The organism is Streptomyces sp. NPDC027962 (genome assembly GCF_055566095.1).
The window spans coordinates 25,965-46,760 of record NZ_JBVHTA010000037.1; the positions used below are offsets into that span (position 1 = coordinate 25,965).

At 69.6% G+C, this 20,796-nt stretch carries 28 protein-coding genes; 14 read left to right on the forward strand and 14 right to left on the reverse strand.

From position 1 onward, the window contains the following. Positions 1-125: 125 nt before the first annotated feature. Positions 126-1,088 (forward strand): hypothetical protein, encoded by a 963-nt coding sequence (locus tag ACZ4SA_RS28050; protein ID WP_468279895.1) that lies wholly within the window; start codon positions 126-128, stop codon positions 1,086-1,088. Between the two features lie 53 nt (positions 1,089-1,141). Further along, positions 1,142-1,681, forward strand: coding sequence for a hypothetical protein (locus tag ACZ4SA_RS28055; protein ID WP_468279898.1), 540 nt, complete (start codon positions 1,142-1,144; stop codon positions 1,679-1,681). 203 nt (positions 1,682-1,884) lie between these two features. Here ACZ4SA_RS28055 and ACZ4SA_RS28060 read toward each other — a convergent pair whose 3' ends face one another. The 11 genes from ACZ4SA_RS28060 to ACZ4SA_RS28110 form a co-directional block, all read right to left on the reverse strand. Then, positions 1,885-2,778 carry an aKG-HExxH-type peptide beta-hydroxylase gene (locus tag ACZ4SA_RS28060; protein ID WP_468279900.1) on the reverse strand — a complete coding sequence of 298 codons (894 nt, stop codon included), beginning with the start codon at positions 2,776-2,778 and terminating at the stop codon, positions 1,885-1,887. Between the two features lie 64 nt (positions 2,779-2,842). After that, the gene (locus ACZ4SA_RS28065; protein ID WP_468279903.1) at positions 2,843-2,998 is read right to left on the reverse strand and encodes a hypothetical protein; all 156 of its coding nucleotides are present in this window, start codon (positions 2,996-2,998) and stop codon (positions 2,843-2,845) included. Between the two features lie 67 nt (positions 2,999-3,065). Beyond that, the gene (locus ACZ4SA_RS28070) at positions 3,066-3,803 is read right to left on the reverse strand and encodes a phytanoyl-CoA dioxygenase family protein (RefSeq protein WP_468279905.1); all 738 of its coding nucleotides are present in this window, start codon (positions 3,801-3,803) and stop codon (positions 3,066-3,068) included. Beyond that, positions 3,800-5,686, reverse strand: a complete 1,887-nt coding sequence (locus ACZ4SA_RS28075; RefSeq protein WP_468279908.1) for a radical SAM protein — start codon at positions 5,684-5,686, stop codon at positions 3,800-3,802. Before ACZ4SA_RS28075 ends, ACZ4SA_RS28070 begins: the two co-directional genes overlap by 4 nt. 29 nt (positions 5,687-5,715) lie before the next feature. Then, complete coding sequence (locus ACZ4SA_RS28080; protein ID WP_468279910.1) at positions 5,716-6,582, reverse strand: hypothetical protein; 867 nt, start codon at positions 6,580-6,582, stop codon at positions 5,716-5,718. After that, positions 6,579-7,502 carry an NAD(P)-dependent oxidoreductase gene (locus ACZ4SA_RS28085; protein ID WP_468279912.1) on the reverse strand — a complete coding sequence of 308 codons (924 nt, stop codon included), beginning with the start codon at positions 7,500-7,502 and terminating at the stop codon, positions 6,579-6,581. Before ACZ4SA_RS28085 ends, ACZ4SA_RS28080 begins: the two co-directional genes overlap by 4 nt. Then, positions 7,499-8,164, reverse strand: a complete 666-nt coding sequence (locus ACZ4SA_RS28090) for a TylF/MycF/NovP-related O-methyltransferase (protein ID WP_468280082.1) — start codon at positions 8,162-8,164, stop codon at positions 7,499-7,501. The genes ACZ4SA_RS28085 and ACZ4SA_RS28090 overlap by 4 nt, the downstream gene beginning before the upstream one ends. 5 nt (positions 8,165-8,169) lie before the next feature. Further along, the gene (locus tag ACZ4SA_RS28095; RefSeq protein ID WP_468279915.1) at positions 8,170-8,640 is read right to left on the reverse strand and encodes an NUDIX domain-containing protein; all 471 of its coding nucleotides are present in this window, start codon (positions 8,638-8,640) and stop codon (positions 8,170-8,172) included. Next, positions 8,631-9,500, reverse strand: a complete 870-nt coding sequence (locus tag ACZ4SA_RS28100; protein ID WP_468279918.1) for an isocitrate lyase/phosphoenolpyruvate mutase family protein — start codon at positions 9,498-9,500, stop codon at positions 8,631-8,633. The genes ACZ4SA_RS28095 and ACZ4SA_RS28100 overlap by 10 nt, the downstream gene beginning before the upstream one ends. Next, positions 9,493-10,179 carry a dTMP kinase gene (locus tag ACZ4SA_RS28105; protein WP_468279921.1) on the reverse strand — a complete coding sequence of 229 codons (687 nt, stop codon included), beginning with the start codon at positions 10,177-10,179 and terminating at the stop codon, positions 9,493-9,495. Before ACZ4SA_RS28105 ends, ACZ4SA_RS28100 begins: the two co-directional genes overlap by 8 nt. After that, complete coding sequence (locus tag ACZ4SA_RS28110) at positions 10,176-10,937, reverse strand: hypothetical protein (RefSeq protein ID WP_468279924.1); 762 nt, start codon at positions 10,935-10,937, stop codon at positions 10,176-10,178. Before ACZ4SA_RS28110 ends, ACZ4SA_RS28105 begins: the two co-directional genes overlap by 4 nt. Positions 10,938-11,241: 304 nt before the next feature. Here ACZ4SA_RS28110 and ACZ4SA_RS28115 point away from each other — a divergent pair, with 304 nt between their 5' ends. Genes ACZ4SA_RS28115 through ACZ4SA_RS28125 form a run of 3 tightly spaced genes read left to right on the forward strand, consistent with a single transcriptional unit; the run spans position 11,242 to position 14,192 of the window. Further along, positions 11,242-12,645: a helix-turn-helix domain-containing protein gene (locus ACZ4SA_RS28115; protein WP_468279926.1), complete on the forward strand. Its 1,404-nt coding sequence runs from the start codon at positions 11,242-11,244 to the stop codon at positions 12,643-12,645. Between the two features lie 59 nt (positions 12,646-12,704). Further along, positions 12,705-13,706 carry an asparaginase gene (locus tag ACZ4SA_RS28120; RefSeq protein ID WP_468279929.1) on the forward strand — a complete coding sequence of 334 codons (1,002 nt, stop codon included), beginning with the start codon at positions 12,705-12,707 and terminating at the stop codon, positions 13,704-13,706. Between the two features lie 27 nt (positions 13,707-13,733). Next, positions 13,734-14,192: a PPC domain-containing DNA-binding protein gene (locus ACZ4SA_RS28125; protein ID WP_468279932.1), complete on the forward strand. Its 459-nt coding sequence runs from the start codon at positions 13,734-13,736 to the stop codon at positions 14,190-14,192. Here ACZ4SA_RS28125 and ACZ4SA_RS28130 read toward each other — a convergent pair. Further along, complete coding sequence (locus ACZ4SA_RS28130) at positions 14,179-14,745, reverse strand: nucleotidyltransferase domain-containing protein (RefSeq protein ID WP_468280085.1); 567 nt, start codon at positions 14,743-14,745, stop codon at positions 14,179-14,181. The two genes, ACZ4SA_RS28125 and ACZ4SA_RS28130, sit on opposite strands and share 14 nt — an antisense overlap. Positions 14,746-15,120: 375 nt before the next feature. Between ACZ4SA_RS28130 and ACZ4SA_RS28135 the strand changes: the two genes are divergently transcribed. Further along, positions 15,121-15,603, forward strand: a complete 483-nt coding sequence (locus ACZ4SA_RS28135; protein ID WP_468279934.1) for an ATP-binding protein — start codon at positions 15,121-15,123, stop codon at positions 15,601-15,603. A gap of 344 nt (positions 15,604-15,947) precedes the next feature. Further along, positions 15,948-16,415, forward strand: coding sequence for a DUF3558 domain-containing protein (locus tag ACZ4SA_RS28140; RefSeq protein WP_468279936.1), 468 nt, complete (start codon positions 15,948-15,950; stop codon positions 16,413-16,415). Between the two features lie 77 nt (positions 16,416-16,492). Here ACZ4SA_RS28140 and ACZ4SA_RS28145 read toward each other — a convergent pair whose 3' ends face one another. Next, entirely contained in the window at positions 16,493-16,780 is a 288-nt protein-coding gene (locus ACZ4SA_RS28145; RefSeq protein WP_468279939.1) for a ScoMcrA-related endonuclease, read from the reverse strand. A gap of 94 nt (positions 16,781-16,874) precedes the next feature. On the opposite strand from ACZ4SA_RS28145, the gene ACZ4SA_RS28150 reads away from it, so the two are divergent. Together ACZ4SA_RS28150 and ACZ4SA_RS28155 are read left to right on the forward strand one after the other, a co-directional pair. Continuing rightward, positions 16,875-17,237, forward strand: coding sequence for a hypothetical protein (locus ACZ4SA_RS28150; RefSeq protein WP_468279942.1), 363 nt, complete (start codon positions 16,875-16,877; stop codon positions 17,235-17,237). Next, complete coding sequence (locus ACZ4SA_RS28155; RefSeq protein ID WP_468279945.1) at positions 17,227-17,646, forward strand: DUF6093 family protein; 420 nt, start codon at positions 17,227-17,229, stop codon at positions 17,644-17,646. Before ACZ4SA_RS28150 ends, ACZ4SA_RS28155 begins: the two co-directional genes overlap by 11 nt. 60 nt (positions 17,647-17,706) lie before the next feature. Here ACZ4SA_RS28155 and ACZ4SA_RS28160 read toward each other — a convergent pair whose 3' ends face one another. Continuing rightward, the gene (locus ACZ4SA_RS28160) at positions 17,707-18,327 is read right to left on the reverse strand and encodes a hypothetical protein (protein WP_468279948.1); all 621 of its coding nucleotides are present in this window, start codon (positions 18,325-18,327) and stop codon (positions 17,707-17,709) included. Between the two features lie 136 nt (positions 18,328-18,463). On the opposite strand from ACZ4SA_RS28160, the gene ACZ4SA_RS28165 reads away from it, so the two are divergent. The 5 genes from ACZ4SA_RS28165 (at position 18,464) to ACZ4SA_RS28185 (ending at position 20,793) form a co-directional block, all read left to right on the forward strand. Beyond that, positions 18,464-18,895, forward strand: coding sequence for an HK97 gp10 family phage protein (locus ACZ4SA_RS28165; RefSeq protein ID WP_468279951.1), 432 nt, complete (start codon positions 18,464-18,466; stop codon positions 18,893-18,895). 122 nt (positions 18,896-19,017) lie between these two features. Next, positions 19,018-19,317 carry a hypothetical protein gene (locus tag ACZ4SA_RS28170; protein WP_468279955.1) on the forward strand — a complete coding sequence of 100 codons (300 nt, stop codon included), beginning with the start codon at positions 19,018-19,020 and terminating at the stop codon, positions 19,315-19,317. Positions 19,318-19,424: 107 nt separating this feature from the next. Next, positions 19,425-19,904, forward strand: a complete 480-nt coding sequence (locus ACZ4SA_RS28175) for a phage tail tube protein (protein ID WP_468279958.1) — start codon at positions 19,425-19,427, stop codon at positions 19,902-19,904. Further along, a complete protein-coding gene (locus ACZ4SA_RS28180; RefSeq protein ID WP_468279961.1) occupies positions 19,904-20,431 on the forward strand; it encodes a hypothetical protein in 528 nt (175 codons plus the stop codon). The genes ACZ4SA_RS28175 and ACZ4SA_RS28180 overlap by 1 nt, the downstream gene beginning before the upstream one ends. Beyond that, a complete protein-coding gene (locus ACZ4SA_RS28185) occupies positions 20,377-20,793 on the forward strand; it encodes a hypothetical protein (RefSeq protein ID WP_468279964.1) in 417 nt (138 codons plus the stop codon). The genes ACZ4SA_RS28180 and ACZ4SA_RS28185 overlap by 55 nt, the downstream gene beginning before the upstream one ends. The last annotated feature ends 3 nt before the right edge of the window (positions 20,794-20,796 follow it).

Consider the following 20,796-nt stretch of genomic DNA (forward strand, 5'->3'; position numbering starts at 1 on the left):
AGGCGCTTGCGTGAGGGTGCTGACCGTTCGCCCGAGCGGCCGGCACCCTCACCTCCCCGATGAAGGGACCGATCCACGACACGATCGCTATTCTGATGGGCACAGATCGTGACGGGGGAGCGTGAATGGCTGCACGAAACCGGGACAGGACAGTTCATTTCTACGAAATCACAGATTCGAAGGAACCGGTCTCCCGGATGGGGCGCCGCGATTGGGCTGCTGAGCTCCGGCAACTCCGCGACCTTCCACTCACCCAGCGCACCGTCGAGTCGGCTGGCGACACCCTGATCGGCGCAGTAGACCCCCTCCAGCCGGCCCCTCACCTGCTGGTGGCGAAAGTCCGCAAGGACAAGCCGCAGCAGATCAACTTCGACGACGGGTCGTTCAGCTACCTACAGCTCGCCGCCAATAAGGGGCTGATCGACGTCACGACGGTGTACTTCCTCTCCTTCGGTAACGTCGTGGCCACGATGGGTGGCGGCATCTCGGCCCCACGTGTGCGTGCGATCCAGCGCTGGTTCAACGGCATGCACCTCATCGGAGAGGAGATCGCGCTCCGCCCCGTTGTCGACGCCCGGTCCCGCGACAAGTTGGCCCGCGCTAGCGCAGTGGAGAAAGTGACCATCCGTGTACTCCCGGAGCCCCACGACAGTCCGTCAGCGCTGCGCAGCAGCTCGGACATCGGCACGGCGATCAGCCGGATGCACGAGGAGTATCCGGACATGACGATCACGTTGACGATGGAGGTGCCCAAGAAGCCACGTTGGTACTCGCTGCGACGGCGCGCGCGAGGGCACCGGCAGTTGCTGGACTCCACTTCCGCTCTCGCCGCAGACATCAGTGACTGGCTCGACAACACCGATGCGGTTGATACCGCCCGGGCGGTGGCACACATCGAGGAGTGGGACCAGCAGGCGACCGACGAGAAGATCGACTTTGTAGCCGAACGTATCACCGCGAAGTGCCGGGTCCCCCTCGAGTCGACCGACGGGCACTCGATCGACCTTCATGTGGCCCTGACCGAATTGGAGCGTGTAGCTCTCGAGCACGAACGAGCGCTGAGGGCCGCTGTCGGTGCCGACGTCTAGGCTGGAGCGCGACAGGGGAAAGTGTTTCTACTGGTCGCGCAGGGGGGTTCGCGATGCCTGGCACTGGGGACGGACCACGACGACTGCTCAACAAATGGCGTGCACGGCCAGGTTCTGACTGGCTGGTTGTCATCGTCGTGCTCGGGTCGCACCTGGCCTGGGTGCGGTGGACGGGTGGCGGCGATCTGCTTGGGAAGCCGGGGCGCGAGCAACGCCTGCAGATCTATACGGCAGGGGCCACGGTTGTAGCGGTCGTCGGCAGCTTCGTCACGGCGGCCGTTGCCCTGTACGCCGCGGCATCGGGAAGACGCATGCGGACGCTGCGCACCGCTGAGCACCTGGCGTCGCAGTTCCGCCGGAACTGGGTCAGCATCCTGTCGGCGACCCTCTTGATTGCCAGCGTCTGTGTCCTGGCCACCATCCTGGACGTGACCAAGACCGACCCGGGCGGTGTCCACTGGATCGTGGAAGCCGCACTCATCCTCGGAGTAGCGCGGGCGTATCGACTTCTGTGGTTGTTCAACGCGGTCATTATGACAACGGATCGCGATCTGGCAGATCGGGCTCCAGACACTCGGCAACAGCAGACATGATGCCGGTGCAGAGGCCCTGGAGCCGTCGCGGCCCTCAGGGTGCAGCGGGGTGGCCTGCTCAAGGATCGTGGCGACACCCTCGGGGATGTCGGGCCGGAACTGACGGTAGTGGGTCGCGGTTCCGGTGAAGAGGCTCATGTGTCACTCACTCTGTACGGGAAGGTGCGCCTGGGCCGTCGTGGCCGCTGAAGAGCCGGGCGGAGCTATTCCGCGCCGCCGAGGACCTCGCCGACCACGCGACTGATGCGCTCTCGGATCACGTCGGCGGAGATGTACGAGAGCGCGGTCGTCAAGTGGGCAGCGGCGTCGGCGAACTGATGCTGTTGTTGACGTATGTAGGCGTCCAGGAAGGGGATGACGGCGCTCGTCGCGCTGCGCCGAGCCCCGCGTGCGTACAGCACGGTGAGGGAGAACGCCCAGCAGGCGTGGAGGAAGCCGAAGACGGGACGGTCAGTACCCCGCCATGGAGAGAAGAGGGTGACGTCGCCGGGGAGGCTTACCTCGTACGTGGCCAAGGCGTCGTTGAGCCAGTTGTGGGCGGCCTCGTGGATGAGGTCGCGGGCCAGGACCTCGGGGTGGGCGGTGTAGTCGGTGAAGACGGTGCCGGGGAGGCGTGTGAGGGCCCAGCTGTGGAGGGGCTCGTCCAGCCTGCGGCGGTTGAGCAGGCAGATGACCGGGGCGTGCCCGGCGAGGAGAGGCCCGAAGCCGTGGTCGGCTGCGGAGGCGAGGGCGTCATATACGAGGGTCTGGACTTCGGGTTGGGCAGGGCGTGTGTTTGGGCGGATGAGGTAATACGCGGTTTCTGAGATCTCGGAGCGAAGCAGGTCCTCGAGGCGCGGACTGAGCACGATGCGCGGGCCGGCGGACAGGTAGGTCAGGTCCCGCGCGGTCGTCGCGCGGTACCAGTCGAGGAGGTCCGAGTCCCGGGCGCGCGCGGCGTGTTCGGCGCCTTCGAGCATGTGGTGGGCTACGGCGTAGTCGAGGGCGGACGAGCCGAGGCGGTTGCCGAGTACGGAGGCGATACGGCTGGTCCGGAGCTGTTGGTGCCCGGCGATGCCGTCGAGGGTGACCAGGGCTTCCGGGGAGAGGGTGCTCATCTGGACTCCAGGGGTGGAACGGGGCCGGGCCTGGCTGACCCGGCCCCGCGGGGGTGCGGTCAGGTCACGGGGTGAGCCCCGAGTCGCTGGGCTCCGCCGCGGTGGCGAGCCAGGTCTCCGTGGCCGCGTTGGAGGTGTGCGCGGTGGTGCGCACGGGGTCGCTGTCACGCAGGGACGCGACCGCCTCCAGGAACTCGTCGAACGTCTTGTCGTCTGCCACTGCTCTCTCCTCTGATCAGGGCCGTGGGTTGGGGTGAGGGCGGGTGCGGGTGGGCCTCGGGGTCCGGTCATGGTGGCGGGGCTCCCTGGTCGGAGATGAGGAGGGTGAGGAACTTGCGTACGGGGCCGGTGCGGACGGGCTCGGTGCCGTGGATGAGCTGGCTGCCAAAGACCACGAGCGTCCCGGGCTCGGACACGACGCTCCACCGCGTACGGGGCATCGTGCGAAACCAGGGCGAGGACATGTCCGTCCCCTCGTGCACGAAGCGCATCCCTGGGGCATAGCCCGACTCCACAGTCGCCTCGTCGGGGGTCCAGGCGGTGTCGCTGCCCGTGGTCTCGATGTAGAACGCGCCGCCCTTGTCGCGGACGTCTGTGAGCGTGACCGTCGCGGCGGCGATCTGGCGGGGGCGGGCGAGCGGATCGGGGGCGATGCCGTCGGCGTGCGGGGTGATGTACTGGCCGGCGTCGTACTCGAGGTAGATCCACGGTCGGTGGCCGGTGACGGACGGCAGTGTGCGGGTGATGGTGGCCATGTGCCGCTTCAGGGCCTGGTCGAGGAGGGTGGTCGCCTCGTACGGGATCTCGGTCATCTCGATCCGGCCGGCCGGCTCGTAGACCTCCTGAGCCTGGGCGGGGGATTGGCCGGGGATCTCGTGGATGGTGGTGCGGCGGGCCGTGCCGTACCGATCGCGCCCGCAGGAACCGAGCGCGTCTTCCATGACGCGGTTGAGGCGCGCGATTTCGCTCGGCGCGATGAAGCCCTCCACGGTACGGATCGACAGCGTCTCGGCGATGTGGATCACTGCCTCCCTCCGTTGGCGGGACCGGCGTCGGGTGTGCAGCCGCAGAGAGCGGACAGCGGAGCGGAGGGTGTCCCCTCCAGGGCCTCGGCGAGTTCGTGTACAGCTTTGTCGAGGTCCCGGAAGTACTCGGTGGACGTGGTTCCGGCAGCGGGTACAAGGTGAAGGTCGAGTGTCGGGTGCACCTGGCCGGTGGTGCGGCACGTGAGCTCGCTGCGGCCGAGGACCAGCGCACACGTCCCGGGCAGCGCGGACTCGGTGCGGTCGGCGGTATGGCACAGGCGCGCCGCTGTCCGCGCGTACTCGACGCGGTCGCGCGGCAGGATGCCGACCGAGAGGAAGCGGGGCTCGGCGCCGGGGAGGCCGTCATAGGCGTGGCCCTGGCAGCTGTCGTAGGTGACGGTGCCCCAGTCTGCGGTGAGCACATCGATGATCGGGCCGACGCCGGGCTCGATGCCCTCGTGCCACTGGGGATGGTGCGGGTCGAGATCATCGGCCTCGTGAACGCCGGGGAGGCCAGCGGTGTTGATGTTGCCGTGCGCACTGACCTGGAGGCGCGCGGGCGGACGGGGCGCGCCAGGGTCGTCCCATCGAGCCAGGAACGCCGCGACGTGGTGCATGTCGTTGGGGCGGCGGGGGTGCCACCGCAGCCGGTTGCAAGGGGCGCCGGATGGGTGGTCCGGCTGAGCGAGGAGTGCGGCGACGCCGTCGATCAGTCGCATGCGGTGGTCGCAGTACGCGTCGTCGTCACCCGCGGCGGCGAAGCCGAGGCGGACCGCCGGGCAGCCCGCGCCACACGTGTCGCGGTAGTCGCAGGTCAGGCACTTCGTGACCAGGGAGCGTGCCTGCCGGAGCAGGGGAGAGCTGTTCTGGGCCGCGGCGACGTCCGGCTCGGCATGCACATCGGCAAGGGAGCTGAGGCCCGCCTGCGGCCAGGGCAGCTCGTCGCAGCTGCCAAGGCGGTTGTCGGGATAGAGGGTGAGGATGTGGTCGCACTTCAGGTCGGAGAAGTGGCAGGAACGTGCCCGCAGGCCCTTCAGACGGCGGATGGCGGACACGACGGGCTCCAGTTTGACGCGGCGGAACACGCCGCTGGCGACCCAGTGGTGGGCGGCTCCCAGGACGAAGTCGGCGTATTGCCGCGGTGTGACGGCCCAGGCCGGGCCGGTGGGGCCGATCGCCCGCCGCTGGAGTGCGCGGCTGGCCGGCACACGGGAGCCGACGACCGCGGTCGACCGGGTGACCCCCGCGTCGAAGCATGGCACCAGGTTGACCGTCGTCACGGCGCGGAAGGAGGCGAGATGCTCCATGACCTCGGAGGCCCGGCCAATGACGTACGGGGTGACGGCGCAGATGACGCCGACCCGGCGGTCTCGGTGTCCGAGGAGTTTCAGCGCCTCGACCACTCGGGGGTAAGTGGGGCGCCCGTCGTACCCGACGCGCCACGAGTTCCCGAGTGCGTCGCCATCGAGGGAGATGCCGATCTTCAGCTCCGGGTAGTGCCGCTCGAGCAGGTCCAGCCAGGCGTCGTCGAGCTGTAGACCGTTGGTCTGGAGGCTCACCTGGATGACGTTGGGCTGCGCGGCGAGCGCGTCCAGGATCTCGGCGATCCGCGCTCGGCCGGCGGTGAGGGGTTCCCCGCCGTGGAGTTCGACGCTGAGCGGACGGCCGGAGAAGATCGAGCCGAGGCGGTGGACCTGTTCCGCACTGATCCGGGCGCCGCCCGGTGACTCCTTGCGCTTCTCGAAGCAGTACAGGCAGTCAATGTCGCAGGTCTCACCCCGGAGCTTGAGGATGACGGAGACCGCCGTGTCCAGGCCGGTGCTCGACAGCGGGGCGTAGAGACTCTCCAGGTCGGTGGGTGGGGTGGTGTGGGTGACGGGCATCAGAGGCTCCCAGGGAGGAGAAGCGCGGTCTACGCGCCATCGGTGGAGACTGCGGACAGCCACCCGAGAAGCTGTCCATCGGTGACGGGGAGGTGGTTGTCGCCGCGGCGCAGGAACCAGCCGTCGGCGTACCGCTGGGGCAGCCAGCCGGCGTCAGTGGTACCCAGGTTGGGCGGCTTCTGCACTGCGTCGTGGACGGGCCAGCAGTCCAGGAGTGCTCTGGTCACGCGTCGCTGAACCGGACGGAACCATTCCCATGTTTCCGCGCGCGCCGGGCCGATCGGCGGACGAGACGCTGCGCCGGCAAGAAGCGGCAGCCACTTGTCCCCCAGGACCGGATGCCCGGCCGCTGCGCACTCGAGCGCGGTGAGGCAGGTCTCCAGCTTCCGGCACACGACGTCGGCGGGTTCGGCCAGGCCGTCCTCGACGAGGCCGGTCAGGTCCTCTGCGAGACTCGCCGCGACCTCGGCCTGGTCGGCGACCGCCCAGCGTCGGTAGCCCTGGCGCTCCCCGGGATCGAGCACCGGATCCCAGCGTCCGGAGCCGTACGAGAGAGCGGTGCGCAGACACATGAGGTCGTGTATCGAGGCGCGTACCCGGCGGAACGATCCGAGGTCTTCGCGGCGGACGTCGAAGGAACGGAGCAGGTGACGGAGTTCCTCGGCCCGCTGCGGCGCCGTCGCCTGGAGGTCGACACGGACGCCGTCCACGATGCGCGACTCCCACGCCGGAAGGGCGCCGTCCACGATGCCACGCAGATCGATATCGCTAGCCGCGTGGGCGAAGCCGCAGGCGAGTGCTCCCTCCAGCCAGACCTCTTGAGCCTCGCCGGATGCGAGCAGCGACCGGGCGACTCTCTCGGCGATCTCCCGGCGCAGTTGTGCCGATGGGTTCACCGGTGCCCTCCTTCAACCAGGACCTTGTCGTCGGCGGTGATCTCCCTGAGGAGATCGATGGCCCATCGGTCGAGCACGCCGCGCACGTCGGACCGCTGGGCACCGATGTGGGGCGAGGCCAGGAGGTTGAGCGGCGTCGTGGAGCCGGTGAGAAGCGGCAGGTGCTCCCGCTCGACCGGATCGAGCGCGAGGCCCGAGAGCCTCCCGTCCGTCAACGCCCGCAGGCAGGCGGCGACGTCGAGGGTCTCCAGCCGCCCGGCGCAGATCAGTAGAGGCCGCTGCGGAGCGACGCGTGCGAGGAAGTCTTCGCCGATGAGCTGTTCGGTCGCGGGGCGAAGCGGCAGAGCGATCACGTGTACCTGCGACTGCTCCACGAGCGCTGTCTGCGACAGCTCCCGCAGGCCGGGCGGGTTCGACGGCCACGCGGCGAAGGTCGTGCGGCCCACGTAGGGGGCGAGGGCCCAGTCGGCTGCCAGCCCCACCGGGCCCGCGCCCCAGATACCTGTGGCCAGGGTGCCGAGTGACGCCCCCATGCACGCCTGCTTCTCGTGCTGGCCGAGCAGCAGCGCGTGCTGCCCCAAGGGGATCCGTCGGGCCAGGGCGAGGGCAGCGGCGAGAACCCACTCGCCCACAGCGCCCGCGGCGGCCTCGGCATTGCGGTGCAGCGTGATGCCACGGTGCCGGAGGGCGTTCACGTCGATGTGGTCGATGCCGGAGCCGGTCCGTACGACGTGCCGCAGACGCGGCAGCGCGTCGAGCTCCCGCTCGCCGAGCCGAAGGCCCGAGCGCAGGATGAGCACGGTCGTTCCGGTCGGGAGGTCGCCACGCAGGTCCGGCGACTCGTGCACTGGGATGTCGGGCAACGCGCGGCGGATCGCCTCCGTGTCAGCCGCGCCGCGCACCACCAGGACGGCGCTCATCCCTGCGCCCCCGGCTGCTCGTACCGGCCGAAGGCCAGGTCACCCTGGCCGACGACGACGGTCACGGGCGACGGTGCGCCGAAGTACGCATCGCAGGCGCGCTTCACCCCGGGGAGACCGTCCCAGGCCCGCGGATTGACCACCGTGTCCGCGTAGTCGTCGACCAGCAACACACCCGTCGGCACCAGACGCGGGACGCAGTGCGTGAGGCCCGTAAGGGTCGAGGCGTAGAAATCGCCGTCCAGATAGGCGAACGCGATCTCGTCGGGCAGCTCCGTGGGAAGGGACCTGTCGAACCAGCCTGGATGGACGACCGGCGCCGCCCTACCCCAGGCCGCGTGCGTCGCCCGCACGTCGTCCGGGGACGAGCGGAGCTCGCCCGCTGTCAGGTGGTCCGAGTCCTCGGTGCCGGCCGAGGGCATGCCCTGGAAGGAGTCGTAGACGTGGATCTCGCGGTCGCCGTCGCCGAGCGAGTCGAGCACGCTACGGATCCAGAGGGCCATGGCGCCCCGGTAGCAGCCGAGTTCCACGACGGCGCCTGGCAGACCGCGGGCGGTCAGAGCGGCGAGCTCGTCGGCCATCACGCCGAGCCGGTCGGCACAGACCGTCCCGGAGTGCTCCCGTAACAGCCACTCCCGCAGATCCATCAGCAGCGGGTCCATGAAGGTCACCACCTGTCCACGAAGGGGTCAGCGAGCTCCCCGCTCAGGGCGGCCAGCAGTTGGCGGTTGATCCGGGGCAGCAGGTACACCTCGCCCAGACGCTCCAGCGGAACCCACTCGAAGCCCACCTGGATGGGATCTGGAGGTTCCGACGTACGCGCTTCGGCGTCGCCCACCTGTTCGGCGAGGAAGTTGAACTGAACCTTCTGTACGTCTCCGAACTCTCCCTGCCACGACTCGGGGACGTACTCGACGACGCACAGCAGACGCCGGGTCACGACCTGGAGACCGGTCTCCTGCGCGACTTTGCGCCGCACGGCGTGACGCAGATCCTCGCCGACCTGGGCCTTGCCGCCCGGGAGGTTGTAGTGGAACCCCGACTCGTCGTCGTACGACAGCAGCAGGACGGCGCCGTCGCGCACGACCGCGGCCTTCACGGAGACGCTGATCCGGGGCAGTTCGGGTGTCACACCCACGACAGCGCCTCCGGCTCGCCAACGCGCATTAGGTCGCCGACCTCCGCGAGCGATCCCGCGACGGTGGAGCGGAAACTCCCACCGCGCCGGAACTGACGGGCGGCGGCGCGCATACCAGCGAGAGCGGCACGGCTGAGCTGGTTCGCGTAGATGCACAGGCGGAAGCCGGCCTCGCCGAGTTCGGCGGCGCTGAGGTCGGGGAACGCCGTGGGCACGCTCACCAGCGGTACGTGGTGGCTCCACGCGCGTCCGATGGCCCGCGCCTGCTCACCGGTCACGTCCTTGGAATGGATGAGCACCGCGTCCGCGCCGGCATCGGCGTACGCCTCGGCCCGGGTGACCGCCGCCCCGAGGCTCTCACCGGCGATCAGGGACTCGGTACGGGCCACCACCACAAGGTCGTCACCGGTCACCTTCCGTACGCGCTCCACCTGCTCGCACAGCAGGTCCCGCTCGGCGAGAGCCTGGGCCCGGTGGGCCGCGAAGCTGTTGCACTTCGGGTACGCGCTGTCCTCGACGCACACCGCCGCGGCACCGGCGCGCAGCAGGTCGAACGCGAACCGCTCCGCCGTACGCCCCGACCCACCCGCGTTGTCGATGTCCACGATGACGGGCAGCTCGCTGACACGGCCCAGCGAGGCGACCACGTCGGACAGGTCCCGAGGCCCCAGGAGATTGGCGTCGGGCAGCCCGGAGGCAGCGGACACCTCCAGGCCGCTCACCCACAGGGCGTCGAAGCCCGCCTCCGCCGCGACGTGCGCGGCTAGTGCGTTCACCGTGCCTACCGCCAGCAGCGGGTGCTTTCGCCCGCTGTCGTTGAGGGCGTCGCGCAGGCGCACCGCCGTCGTGCTGTCAGCCACGGTTGTCTCCTTCTTCCGTGTGGGCGGCGGGAGGCGGCACCAGACGCCGTTCGCGCAGTACGTCCCAGGCCGCGAACAGCACCTCGGAGCGGGGGCGTCGGGCGTCCAGACGGACCACGTCGCCGAGGAGCCGGAACTCGTCGGGCTTCGTGACCACGGCCTCGTAGGTCGCACGGACCCGGCTCTGGACGTCGTGTGTGTCCCAGTCGGGCCGGACGGCGTCTCCCTGCCGAGCCTGTGCCCGGCTCAACGAGGCGTCGGTCTCCAGATCGAGCACGAGCGTGAGATCGGGGGCCACGTGGAGACGCGTGGCCAGCTCCTCGTACGTCTCCGACGCCGGCATGCCGTGCTTCACGGCGAAGAAGGCCAGCTCGCTGAGCAGCCAGCGGTCCGCGATCACGGGCCGGACCGGCCGCTGGGGGAGAACAAGGCGTTCCAGCGTCGCCCGCTTGTCCGCGGCGATCGCGGACAGGTAGGCGTCGCGATTCCCGGCGCTGGGCTGGTACTTGCCGCTGACGATGGCGGCTGCTTGGTCGGCGTCGAGGAAGTTCGTGGTGAGCACGCACAGCGGAGTGACGCCGTAGAGACCCTCCCAGAGCTGGAACAGGCCCTTGCGCAGCGTCGTCTTCCCGGTGCCGTCGAGCCCCTCGACGGCGATGAACGGATAGCGGTGGTTCATTCGACCTGCCCCGCTCCCGTGCCGCCGGCGTACTTGGTGAAGCGACCCCGCCAGCGGGCCGTGGTGGACACCAGATCCACGACTCGCAGCTCCGCCAACTCATCGATGAGGCACGGCAGCTCGGGCTCCGTGCGGATGCCGGCCTCGACGGCGCGGCAGTACGCGACGCGGAGCGCTGGGTCGTCGTCAGAGTTTCGTAGCGCCGCCTCCAGCACCCGCGCGGCCATGCCGTGGGCCACGGCGCGCACGGCGGTGATCAGGGCCTGCTCGTGGAGGGTGCCCGGGTGGGGCTCCAGCGTGATGTGGTGCACCCCGCGGTGGCGGATGACCGTGAAGAAGCCCACCCACCACGCGGTGGCATCGATGACGGCGGTCACGGCATCGGACCAGGCCGTTCCAGACTGCCCTGCAAGGATGTTCTGGCCAGCGGCGTCGGCGGCGCGTGGAAGCACCGCGTGCCGGTTTCGCGGCTCCGATCCGTACCGCTGCGGCAGTTCCCACCAGAATCGCAACTCGGCGGCCTCCAGCAGCGCCATCACGGAGTCATGGCCCTCCTGGGGCGGCGAGGGGCGCTCGGCCAGCACGGACACATCGGTGCCGGGCAGGTCCGGCAGCGCTTTCCCCTCGGCGACGACGGTTCGCCATTCGTCGAGATGAAGATGGAGCCGTTGGGTCAACAGGCCGTCCGCCAGCGTCTGCCAGGCATGGGCGAGAGGCGGCGAACCGGGTGGCCTGGGAGGCAAAGTCAGGGAGGTCACAGGGGGATCCTCACGTCCGGGGAGCCGCGGCACGCGGCTCCGATCGGTGGTGCTGCCCACGATGACAGCCGTGGAGGCTCGCGCTGATGAGCGTTTATGAGCGCCACCTACGGAAAGTGCCCGAGTGGCCACGCGGCACGGAAGAATGCCGACCATGGTCGACAGCGGACAGCGGCGGTGTGCGCGCTGCGGTGCCCTTCTCAGCCGCTTCAACGCCGTTACCAGATGCGCCTCGTGCCATCGCGGGCCGGGTGCCCGAAGGGCCGATCCGGCCTTCTGGCGTGATCCGACGGTCCGGCGAGCCGTGGCGGCGTGGGAACTCGGCACCGTCGTCAAGCTGTTCAGGAAGCACACCGGCCTCTCCCAGGCCGGTGTGGCGCGGATGGTCAGCATCGATCAGGCCGAGGTCAGCAGGCTCGAACGGGGTCTCAAGCGGATCCGCGACCGACGTCAGTTCGTCCAATGGACCGAGGCCCTGGGCGTTCCAGAGGAACTGCTCGGACTCCTCCCCACCGCCGATCCGCACGTGACGGACTCACAGGGCCGGCCCGGAACGGCCGACACCCGAGCCCACGGCTACGCGGCACTGCCCGAAGGGCCAGGCCAGGTCCTGTTACCCGCGGGCCGTTCAGTCTCGACGACAGCGCTTCCCGTGTTGACCCTTCCTGCGGCCTCCTTCATCGGGGGCAGCCTGAGACTGGACTCCAGGCCGGAGTTGGATGCCTGGCGCACCATGCCGATGCGCGCGCTGATCGTCGCGAAACGTACGGTGGACGGGGCGGTCCGGCAGTTCGTCACCGACGCCCGACCGGGCGGCGTACGCGGCGCCCCCTCCGACCCCGTCGACATCCCCGCCGCGTACGAACTGGACGATCTGACCTACGGCATCCTGTGGGCCGTGTCGGGATTCGAGGCGGCACTGCTCGGCGACGACCAGGCGTTGCACGCGTCGCTCCATGCCGCACCGGCTTCTACGGTCGCCTCCGACCAGAGCCTGACCGACGTCTCCCGCATGCTGATCGGCTCGGAGACCTGTGCCCGGTACATCCTGGGGCACCGCGATCACCTGGGCGACGAGCCGGTCTTCTGGACCAGGGAGCAGCGCGGCGAGGAGGCCGCCACATGGCTGTTCTTCCGGCACAAGTACCGGTATCTCGAACGAATGGCACCCCGACGGCCGGGCGTTGCCCGCGGACGGGGATTCTGCGTCCCCGAGATGGCGGTCGCCTCATCGCCCGCGTACGAGCGCGTGCTGCTCTTCCTCGCCATCGCGCTCGTGGAGTCCTTCGGTATCCGTACCTGGGTGACCGACGACGCCGGATTGGCCCACACCGACGGCTTCGCCCTCTCCCACGGACGGCGGGCCGTCATCGCCACGTGGGTACGAACCGAGGGGGAGTCCCACCTCGCGCTGACCGCCCGCCCTGCAACCCTGCGGACGTTCGCCGACGTGACGGGCCACGTCAGCCACCGCTCGGTCACGGCGGCGGATCAACCCGGCATGCGCCTCGCGGCCACGGCGGAGTACCTGGGCCTCGACGCCGCATGGCTCGGGCGGCGGTGCGCGCAGTTGTCGGCCTCCGGTACGGAGCGGCTCGCGCGGCCGCGCAGCCGTTTGCTCGGCCTCGAGGGGCTGGAGGCCGCCTGCCGGTTCGTGGCCGAGCAGCTGGTGATCATTCCGCGTACCAGGACGGTGCCGACCCGATAGCCTGCGTGAACCACTCGCGAGACCGCGCTCGGCGGCGTCCGGACAGGGGAGCAGGCGATATGACGGAGTCGGTCAGGAACGTGGCGGTCTTCTCTCTCGGCGGCACGATCGCCATGACCACCGATCCCACCACCGGAGGCGTCGTACCCGCGCTCTCGGCCCACGAACTCCTCGCCGCGGTACCCGTTCTGGCCACGAGCGGTATCGGCCTCAAGGTGCGGGACTTCCGGCGTCTGCCCGGTGCCTCGCTGACCTTCGAGGACCTCACCGCGCTGTCGGCCGCGATCACGGCGGAGCTGGCGGCCGGAGATGTCGACGGCGTCGTTATCACTCAGGGCACGGACACCATCGAGGAGACGGCCTTCCTCCTCGACCTCTACCACGGCCACGAGCAGCCGGTCGTCGTCACCGGCGCGATGCGCAACCCCACCCTTCCCGGCGCCGACGGCCCCGCCAACCTCCACGCCGCTGTCCTGGCCGCCGCCGACCCCGGTCTCCGGGGCGCCGGCTGCTTCGTCGTACTCGGCGACGAGATCCACTCGGCCCGAACCGTTCGCAAGTCCCACACCACCAGCCCCGCCGCCTTCACCTCACCGGCGTGCGGCCCGATCGCCCGGGTCACGGAGAATCGGGTGCGGATGGTGGGCGGCCTGCCCCGTCGAGGACCGCTGGTCGGAGCCCCCACTCGCGAGGCGCGCGTCGGGCTCTACATGGTCACCCTCGGCGACGACGGCGCCCTTCTCGACTTGTGGGACGGCAACTGCGACGGACTCGTGGTCGCGGCCTTCGGCGTCGGCCACGTTCCGGAACTCCTTGTCGAAGGGCTCACCAAGCTTGCCTCCAGCATTCCCGTGGTCCTCGCCTCCCGCATCGGCAACGGTCCTGTCCTGTCCGACACCTACGGCTTCCCCGGCTCCGAGAAGGACCTCCTCGGCCGAGGGCTCATCGGCGCCGGAGACCTCAGTCCGTACCAGGCGCGGCTCCTGCTGCGCGCCCTGCTCGCCCAGGGCGCCGACGGGGCGGCGGTCCGCGAGACTTTCACCACCGTTTCCGCTCGCTGATCCCACATCATCAGGAGACACCCGCACATGCGTGCTCACGAGCTGACCGTAGGCCGTACCTTCGGCGTCACCTTCGACCACGGGGAGGATTTCTTCGAGGCGCTGTCCACCTTCTGCCGGGACAACGGCGTTCGGCAGGGCTACATCCCCTCGTTCATCGGAGCCTTCGCGGAGGCTGAGATCGTGGGTGCCTGCGAGAAGCTCGCGGACCCGGACGCACCGGTTTGGGCGAAGACGTACGTCACCAACGTCGAGGCGTTCGGCGCGGGCACGCTCGCCCACGACCCGGCCACCGGCGAGATACTTCCGCACATCCACGTCTCCGCTGGCCTGAAGGCCCAGTCGGCCGACGGCAGGACGAGCCACCTCCTCAGCGCCAAGGTCCAGTTCCTCAGCGAGCTGCTGATCGTGGAGGTCACGTCGCCCCAGATGACCCGGCCCCGGAACCCCGACCTCTACGACGTTCCGCTGCTCACGTTCGGCTGACGGGCTGGAGTCTGCGAAGCCAGGGGTGGTTGGCCGCGATCACCTTGATCGCGTCCGCCAGCCAGGCACGTGCCGGAGCGTCCAGCAACGGCAGCACCGCTTCGAAGTCGGTCTCGTCCTTGTCCCGGGTCGCCTTCGCCTTGTAGAAGAGCTGCACCTCGGGTGCGAGATACGGGATGCCCTTCTCGCTCGTTCGCCCGAGTCGGTCGATCGGGAGCCGGATCGCGGGGTGGCGCCGCGAGACCCACTGGGTGCCCTCGGCCTCGTCCAGCATGAGCTGCACCGACCAGGGCATCTCCGCTCTGCGGCGGCACCAGAGGTCGTGGAGTGGTGGCTGAAGGACCTCTCCAGGACGCCATGGTCGCAGCTTCCCCTGGCCGGGCGGGTCCGCCACGTGCAGGTCCCAGTCGGCCAGGAGATCACGTACGAGAGCCTGGTCGCGGCGGAGAACGAGGACGTCGAGATCGCCGTGCGGGCGCAGCTCACGGCCGACCGCGAGTTCGATCGCGTATCCGCCGGCGATCCACCACGGAAAGTCCGCCTTGGCGAACATGGCGGCCACATCCTCGGGGCTGTCCGGCACCCATCGCCCCAACACGTCAGCGCTCACCCGCCCATACTCTCAGTGACCAGATGGGCTGAGGTGAAGGCTGGCGGCGGGTCGGGGGTCTGGCCTGGGCTCGTTCCCTCGCCGCGCTCATAAACGCCCATGAGCACCAGGGGCACCGGCGGCCATCGTTGAGTGCGTGACTCGCGACCGGCCTCGCGGCAGGGACTTGAGCCACGATGCTCCCGGGTCCGCACGCGCCCGAAGTCAGGATGCCTCCTGCGGCAGTACCGCCCTCGGTGGCGTACTGCCCCAGTTCCGCGACCGCATCGCAGCCCCGGGCAAGACCACCGACGTCACCCACAGGAGGTCAGCCCCCCGATGATCAGCGCGCCGTCCGCCGCTCTCGGCCTCGTGTACCGCTGGACCGACCACACCATCAACCCAACGGGCGAAGCCCGCGCGGTACTGCGACGTGTTCTCCAGGACCTGGGCCTGCCCGGCGACGTCATCAGTGACGGAGTCCTGGCGGTCTCGGAGCTCGTGGCGAACGCGCACGAGCACGCCTGCGGCCCTTACGAGATGTACCTTCGCGCGGCCGCCGGGAGGTACATTTGCGAGATCCACGACGGGGAGCCCCTGCTTCCCACGGACCTGTACCTCGCAGCGGCACCCTCGTGGGACGCCGCCACGGCGGAGGGAGCGAGCGGGCCGCTCACTGAGCGCGGACGGGGCCTGCGCATCGTCAACGAGTTAGCCCAGGGGCAGTGGGGGTTCCACGTCACGGACTGCGGGGCCAAGGCTGCCTGGGTCGTGCTGGCCGCTGCTTCGGCCGGGATGCCACCCCATGGCAACCTGAAGTGACGGCCGCCTCGGGCGGACCTCGCGGGCGACCTACGTAACGCCGATTGATCGCTGATGCGGACTACGGTCGCGGTAACGAGAGGGCCGGTGAGCGGATCTGGCCACTTCGAGCGATTGCGTGGTCCGGAATCGAGTGGTCCTCCCGTCGTCGCCTGGTGGCTGGTTACGGTGATCTCCTCGGCAATGCCTACGACGTAGTCCCACCGAATCATCAAGGAGTTGCAGTGCGCTCGCAGCTGCGTGTGTGGCCCGTGGTGCCGCTTGCCATTCTCGCGACGGCCTGTGCCGCCTCCGAACAGCCCGCGGCCACGTCCGCGAAGGCGCGTGCTGGGCAACCTGTGGCCGTGGCCCCCATCAAGACCGCCGGAGTGACCGAGAGTTCCGTCTGCGAGGCCACTCTCACGGCGGCCCAGCAGAAGGCCATGGGGGTGATGGAGGCGGAGCCGATGTCCGACAAGGGCGAGGTCAGCTGCTACTTCTCCATGACCCCGGACGAGGACAACCCGGCCGGCTACGTGGTGTCCGTGTTCAAGAACGAGGAAGCCCTATTGGGGACCGTCGACGGAACGGACCCCAGCCCCACCAAGGCCGTTCCTGCCACAGTGAAGGGACGCGGTGCGGCTCGGCAGATCATGTACGGCGACGACTGGCGGGCATCGCTCACGGTGGACATCGGGGCCGGCCAGTTCCTGTACGTGGAGAGGTACTCGCCCGCTCATGTGGTGTCCGAGCAGGATCTGAACGGCCAGGCACGCAAGGCGGCCGAGCAGGTGCTGGCGAATCTGGAGAGGGGCGGGGCCAACGGGGCGTAGCCAGCCGCGTTTCCGAACCAGAGGCTACGGGCCCGCCCTCAGGGAGACGGGTCCGGAGGTCCTTGGTGTTGGGCGGATCAGTCCGTCGCCCGAACCGCGACTTCGAATCCGAGGTCCCGCAGCAGCTTGGCGGCGTGGTCCTTGCCTCCGGAGAACTCGTCACGCCCCAGAGGTTCCCGTCCGGGCACATGGCCGTGCGCCGCCCCCACGATGGCCTTGGAGTCGTACTCCTTGCCATCGATCTGGAGCAGGTAGCTTCGTGAAGGTCCGAAGCCGTACCTCTCCAGGAACGCATCCCGGCCGAGCCGGTCGTACTCCGCGACAGCCTGCAGAATCGCAGGTCGAGTGATCTCGTTCAGCGCCATGATATGAACGGTAGACGAAGCCACCGACAACCGGGGCCGTGTCAGCCAGGAGGGCCCGCCGACGGCTGACTGGCCGGGGGTTTAGGCTCCGCCGGTGACAACGCCAAAGCGCTTTCAGCTGAGTTTCGACGGCCGTTCCCACACCGTCCTGGTCGACGGCCAGGACGTGAGCGAGCACATGGCCGCCGTGAATGTTCAGGCCGTAGCTCATGAACTTCCCCGGGTCGTGCTGCATCTACGCCCTACCGGCACGTGGCCAGCCGAATTGGACGTTCTCGCACGGGTCGAGGTCGGTGCCTCGCCCGATCCGGGGCCGGCTGCCGCGGCGTTCCTGGAGGCCCTGGACCCGTTGGAGGTGGAGCGGGCGGCCCTGGCCAGAATGGACCTGGAGAGCGTGCCCGGCGGTGGGACGGCCGCGGTTCTGCGGCAGTTGGTGGAGTGGGCTCGTGGCGCTTGATCTGTCGGGGGTTCGCCGGATCGTCGAGAAGATGCTCGACGACGAGTTGCGGCTGTGGCGTGACACGGACGGCCGTGCGGACGATGTGCTGGACGAGACGACCGGCCTGCTGGAGCCCTCCGGTGACACCGGCGACGTCGTCTGGGAGGGGCGCGGGGCCATCGTGCCCGCGGGTCAACCCGCTCTGGTCGTGCCGCTGGACGGCTCCATCGCGCAGGTTCCGGCCAGCACCGCGTACCAGGCCATGCTGCCCGTCGAGTCTCTTCCCCGCACCACGCCAGGCGACCTGTTGACCGTGGTCAGCTCGTCCCGCGATCCCCAGCTCGTCGGCCGCCGCTTCCGCGTCGGCGACGCGGTCGTGGGCACCTTCGCCGTCGTACGCATCGTCCGTCTTGAGGCCCTCGGCTGAGTCAGCCGGAGCCGTCGGCCGCCACGCCCCAGGGCACGGCCGCCTGCCGACTGCGGTCGCCTACTTCCTGTGCCGGTCCGGATCGTAGATCGCCGTGAGGAATGGCGTGATACCCAGGGCGTGGAAGCCGTACTCGAGTGTCTGGTACCAGGCGCGGTTGTCCTCCAACTCCTTGGCCACCTGGACGGGCGCACCGCCCTTGGCGTCCGCGGTGGACACCATGACCACGTACGAGGTGCCCGTGTCCCTCGGGTCGGAGGGATTGTCGATCACGGTGAAGTCCCATGTCGCGGCACCGGGCACATCAGATGCCGCCGCAAGGCGCTGCAGCACGAACGTCGGCTGCCTCAGCAGCACCACGGACTGCGCCCGGATCGCCAAGGCGCCGGACTGCACGACGCGCCAAGGAGGCTCGGGGCCTGTGTGATGGACGTCGGAGAACAAGTCGCGGCGCAGCTGGGAGTATTCGGCGGCTGTTCTTGCCAAGCGTTCCGTGTCATCGGCCAGCTCTCGCCTGGTGTCGCAGCTCAACAGCAGCGCCCCCAGCGAGTCGATCCGATCCTGGACCCACGGCTTCAGGAACCGGTCAAGAGCGCCCAGGCGGTACGCGTCGTCGGCCGATTCGGCGACGAGCAGGGCACCAATGCAGAGCGCCTTGTACCTATCGACGATGCTGTCCACCCGGCTCTCCTCCCCCGACAGCTTCTGATCACGGTATCCCTCTCGGACTCCGCGAGGGTGCCTCTCGGCTCGATCCGCTGGAAGGACCAGCCCTGCGGCGTGAGCCCCGGTCGGCCGCGCGGGTTTAGGCTCCGCCGTGCTCCCGTTGAACCCGCACCCCAGCGCCCACCCCGACGCTTCCGCGTTCCGCGATCCGATCGAGCTCGCGGCCGCCCTCGCGCGGTTGGGCCCGGCTGCGCGCTCACGGACGCGGGCGATCACTCGCCACCACGCCATGCTGCTGCGGGTTCGGATCCAGAAGAACGCCTCCGGGCGGCCGGGTCCGAACGTGATCACGGGCCGGTACCGGGCGTCGTGGGACGTGAAGGTGACCGTGGCCGGCGGGCAGGTGAGCGCCGTCGTGTTAACGGACGCGCCGCAGTCGCGGCGGCTGGAGTACGGCTTCGTCGGCGTCGACCGGTTGGGGCGCCAGTACCGGCAGCCGCCGTACCCGCACATCGAGCCCGCGTTCCGGCAGACAGAGCCCGGGTTCGTGGCGGCCCTGCGCACGGGGGTGTTGCCGCGATGAGCCCGCCTCGGCTGCCGCTGACCCGAGCGCTCGTCGACGCACTGGCCGCAGGCGCGGGTCGGCCGTGCGGGCTCGCGGTATTGCCACGCGCCGCAGACGGGCAGCCCGCGGCATTCCCATACTTGATCCTCGACAGCCTGCCCGGGGAGTTCTCCGGCCCGTCGTTCGCCGACTGGCAGGCCGACGCGTCATGGACGTACCAGGTGACCAGCGTCGGCGAGCGGGCGGATCAGGTGCAGTGGCTCGGGGATCGCGTACGGGCTGTGGTCTCCGGCCGGTTGCGGAGCCTTGTCGTACCCGGAGTGCGGGTCATCGACCGGGAGTTGACCTACGACGCCGCCGGAGAACCGGTTGACGGTTCGCGGGGCGATATCATTACCTACGTGCAGCGGTTCACGATCACCGTGACGCCCGCAGCCTGATCGACCCTGATCTACGGCACCTCACCGCGGAGCCACGCGGACGCCCGGCCCACAAGCAGCCTGGCGCAGCACCCTTCCGGGAGTGCCCCGAGGCTCAGCAGCGCTTCATGCGGCGCGGCATCACCAAGATCCTCTGGCTGAAGGATGTCGCCGCCGAGACCAAGATTCCCACCCGCGCGGAGATCACCGCTCCGAACGCGACCGACCTGACCGAGGCGATCAGCGACGTCGACGGCTGGTCGCTGACGAACGAGGCGATCGAGACGCCCGACATGGCGTCGACGTTCTCGTCCTCCATCCCCGGCAATGACAAGGCAGACAACTCCTCGCTCACCTTCTACGAAGACCAGCTCAGCGACACCATCGAGACCCTGCTGCCGAAGGGCGCGAACGGCTTCGTCGTGTTCCTGCGCAAGGGGGACGTCCCCGGATCGAAGTCGATGGACAGCTTCCCGGTGCAGGTGGCGTCCCGTGCGGCGCAGTTCAACGCCGGCAACGAGGCCGCGAAGTTCCAGGCGATCTTCTCGATCACGTCCCCGCCGGCGCTGGACGCCGCAGTTCCCGCCGCCTCAACGGGTGGCGCCTGATGGCCGCCAAGAAAGCAGTGTCGTGGGAGCAGAAGATGGAGCGACTGCGCCGCCGCTCTCTTCCGGAGCGCGTTCTGCGGATCTGCGACGACACAGCGCTGCGCGCAGAGTATGACGAGGCGAAGCGGGCCGCCGACCGCGCCCGGCTCCTCGCCGAGAGCGACACGGACAACGGCGTCTTCGCGGAGCGTGCCCGGCTCGCCTCTGAGCGCTGCGCGGGCGCATCCGAGGCGCTGGACAGGACCTCCGTCTATCTCACCTTCCGCGCGCTGCCACGACCGGTGCTTGAGGAGCTCATCCACGCGCATCCGCCGACCGACGGACAGGGCGCTGACGGTGCGGCGTTCAATCCCGACACCTTCCCGGCCGCGCTGATCGCCGCCTCCAGTACGGACGGCATGAGCGAGGCGGAGGCCCGCGAGCTGCTGGACGCCTGGTCGGCGCCGGACGCGAACGCCCTGTGGGAGGCGGCGTGGGAGGTGCAGCAGGAGGGGCGAGCCGAGCAGTCCGACCTGGGAAAAGGCTGACGGCCGACCCGCGGCTTCGTGCCGAGCTCGAGCTGTGCGAGCAGTACGGCATCCCGCACTCTCAGTTCCTCGGCGGGGACGGCCGGTGGAGCGACCTGGACCGGGCCAAGGCCCTGGCTTGGCGGCGATGGCAGCGCACGTCGTGCCCGGACTGCCGCACCCGCGCCGAGGAGTGGGATCCGGCCAAGGGCGGACATCGGCATGCGTACGTCACGGACACCGTGCGCTGCCCCGGCTGTGAGCTGATCGCCCAGGAGCGCGACCAGGTGCCCGAGGGACGCACGGGCTACGGCATCAAGGTCACGCTGCTGCCGCGCCAGGAGTACGAGGCGCTGCACCGCGACGACGACACCGTGCGGTGAGGT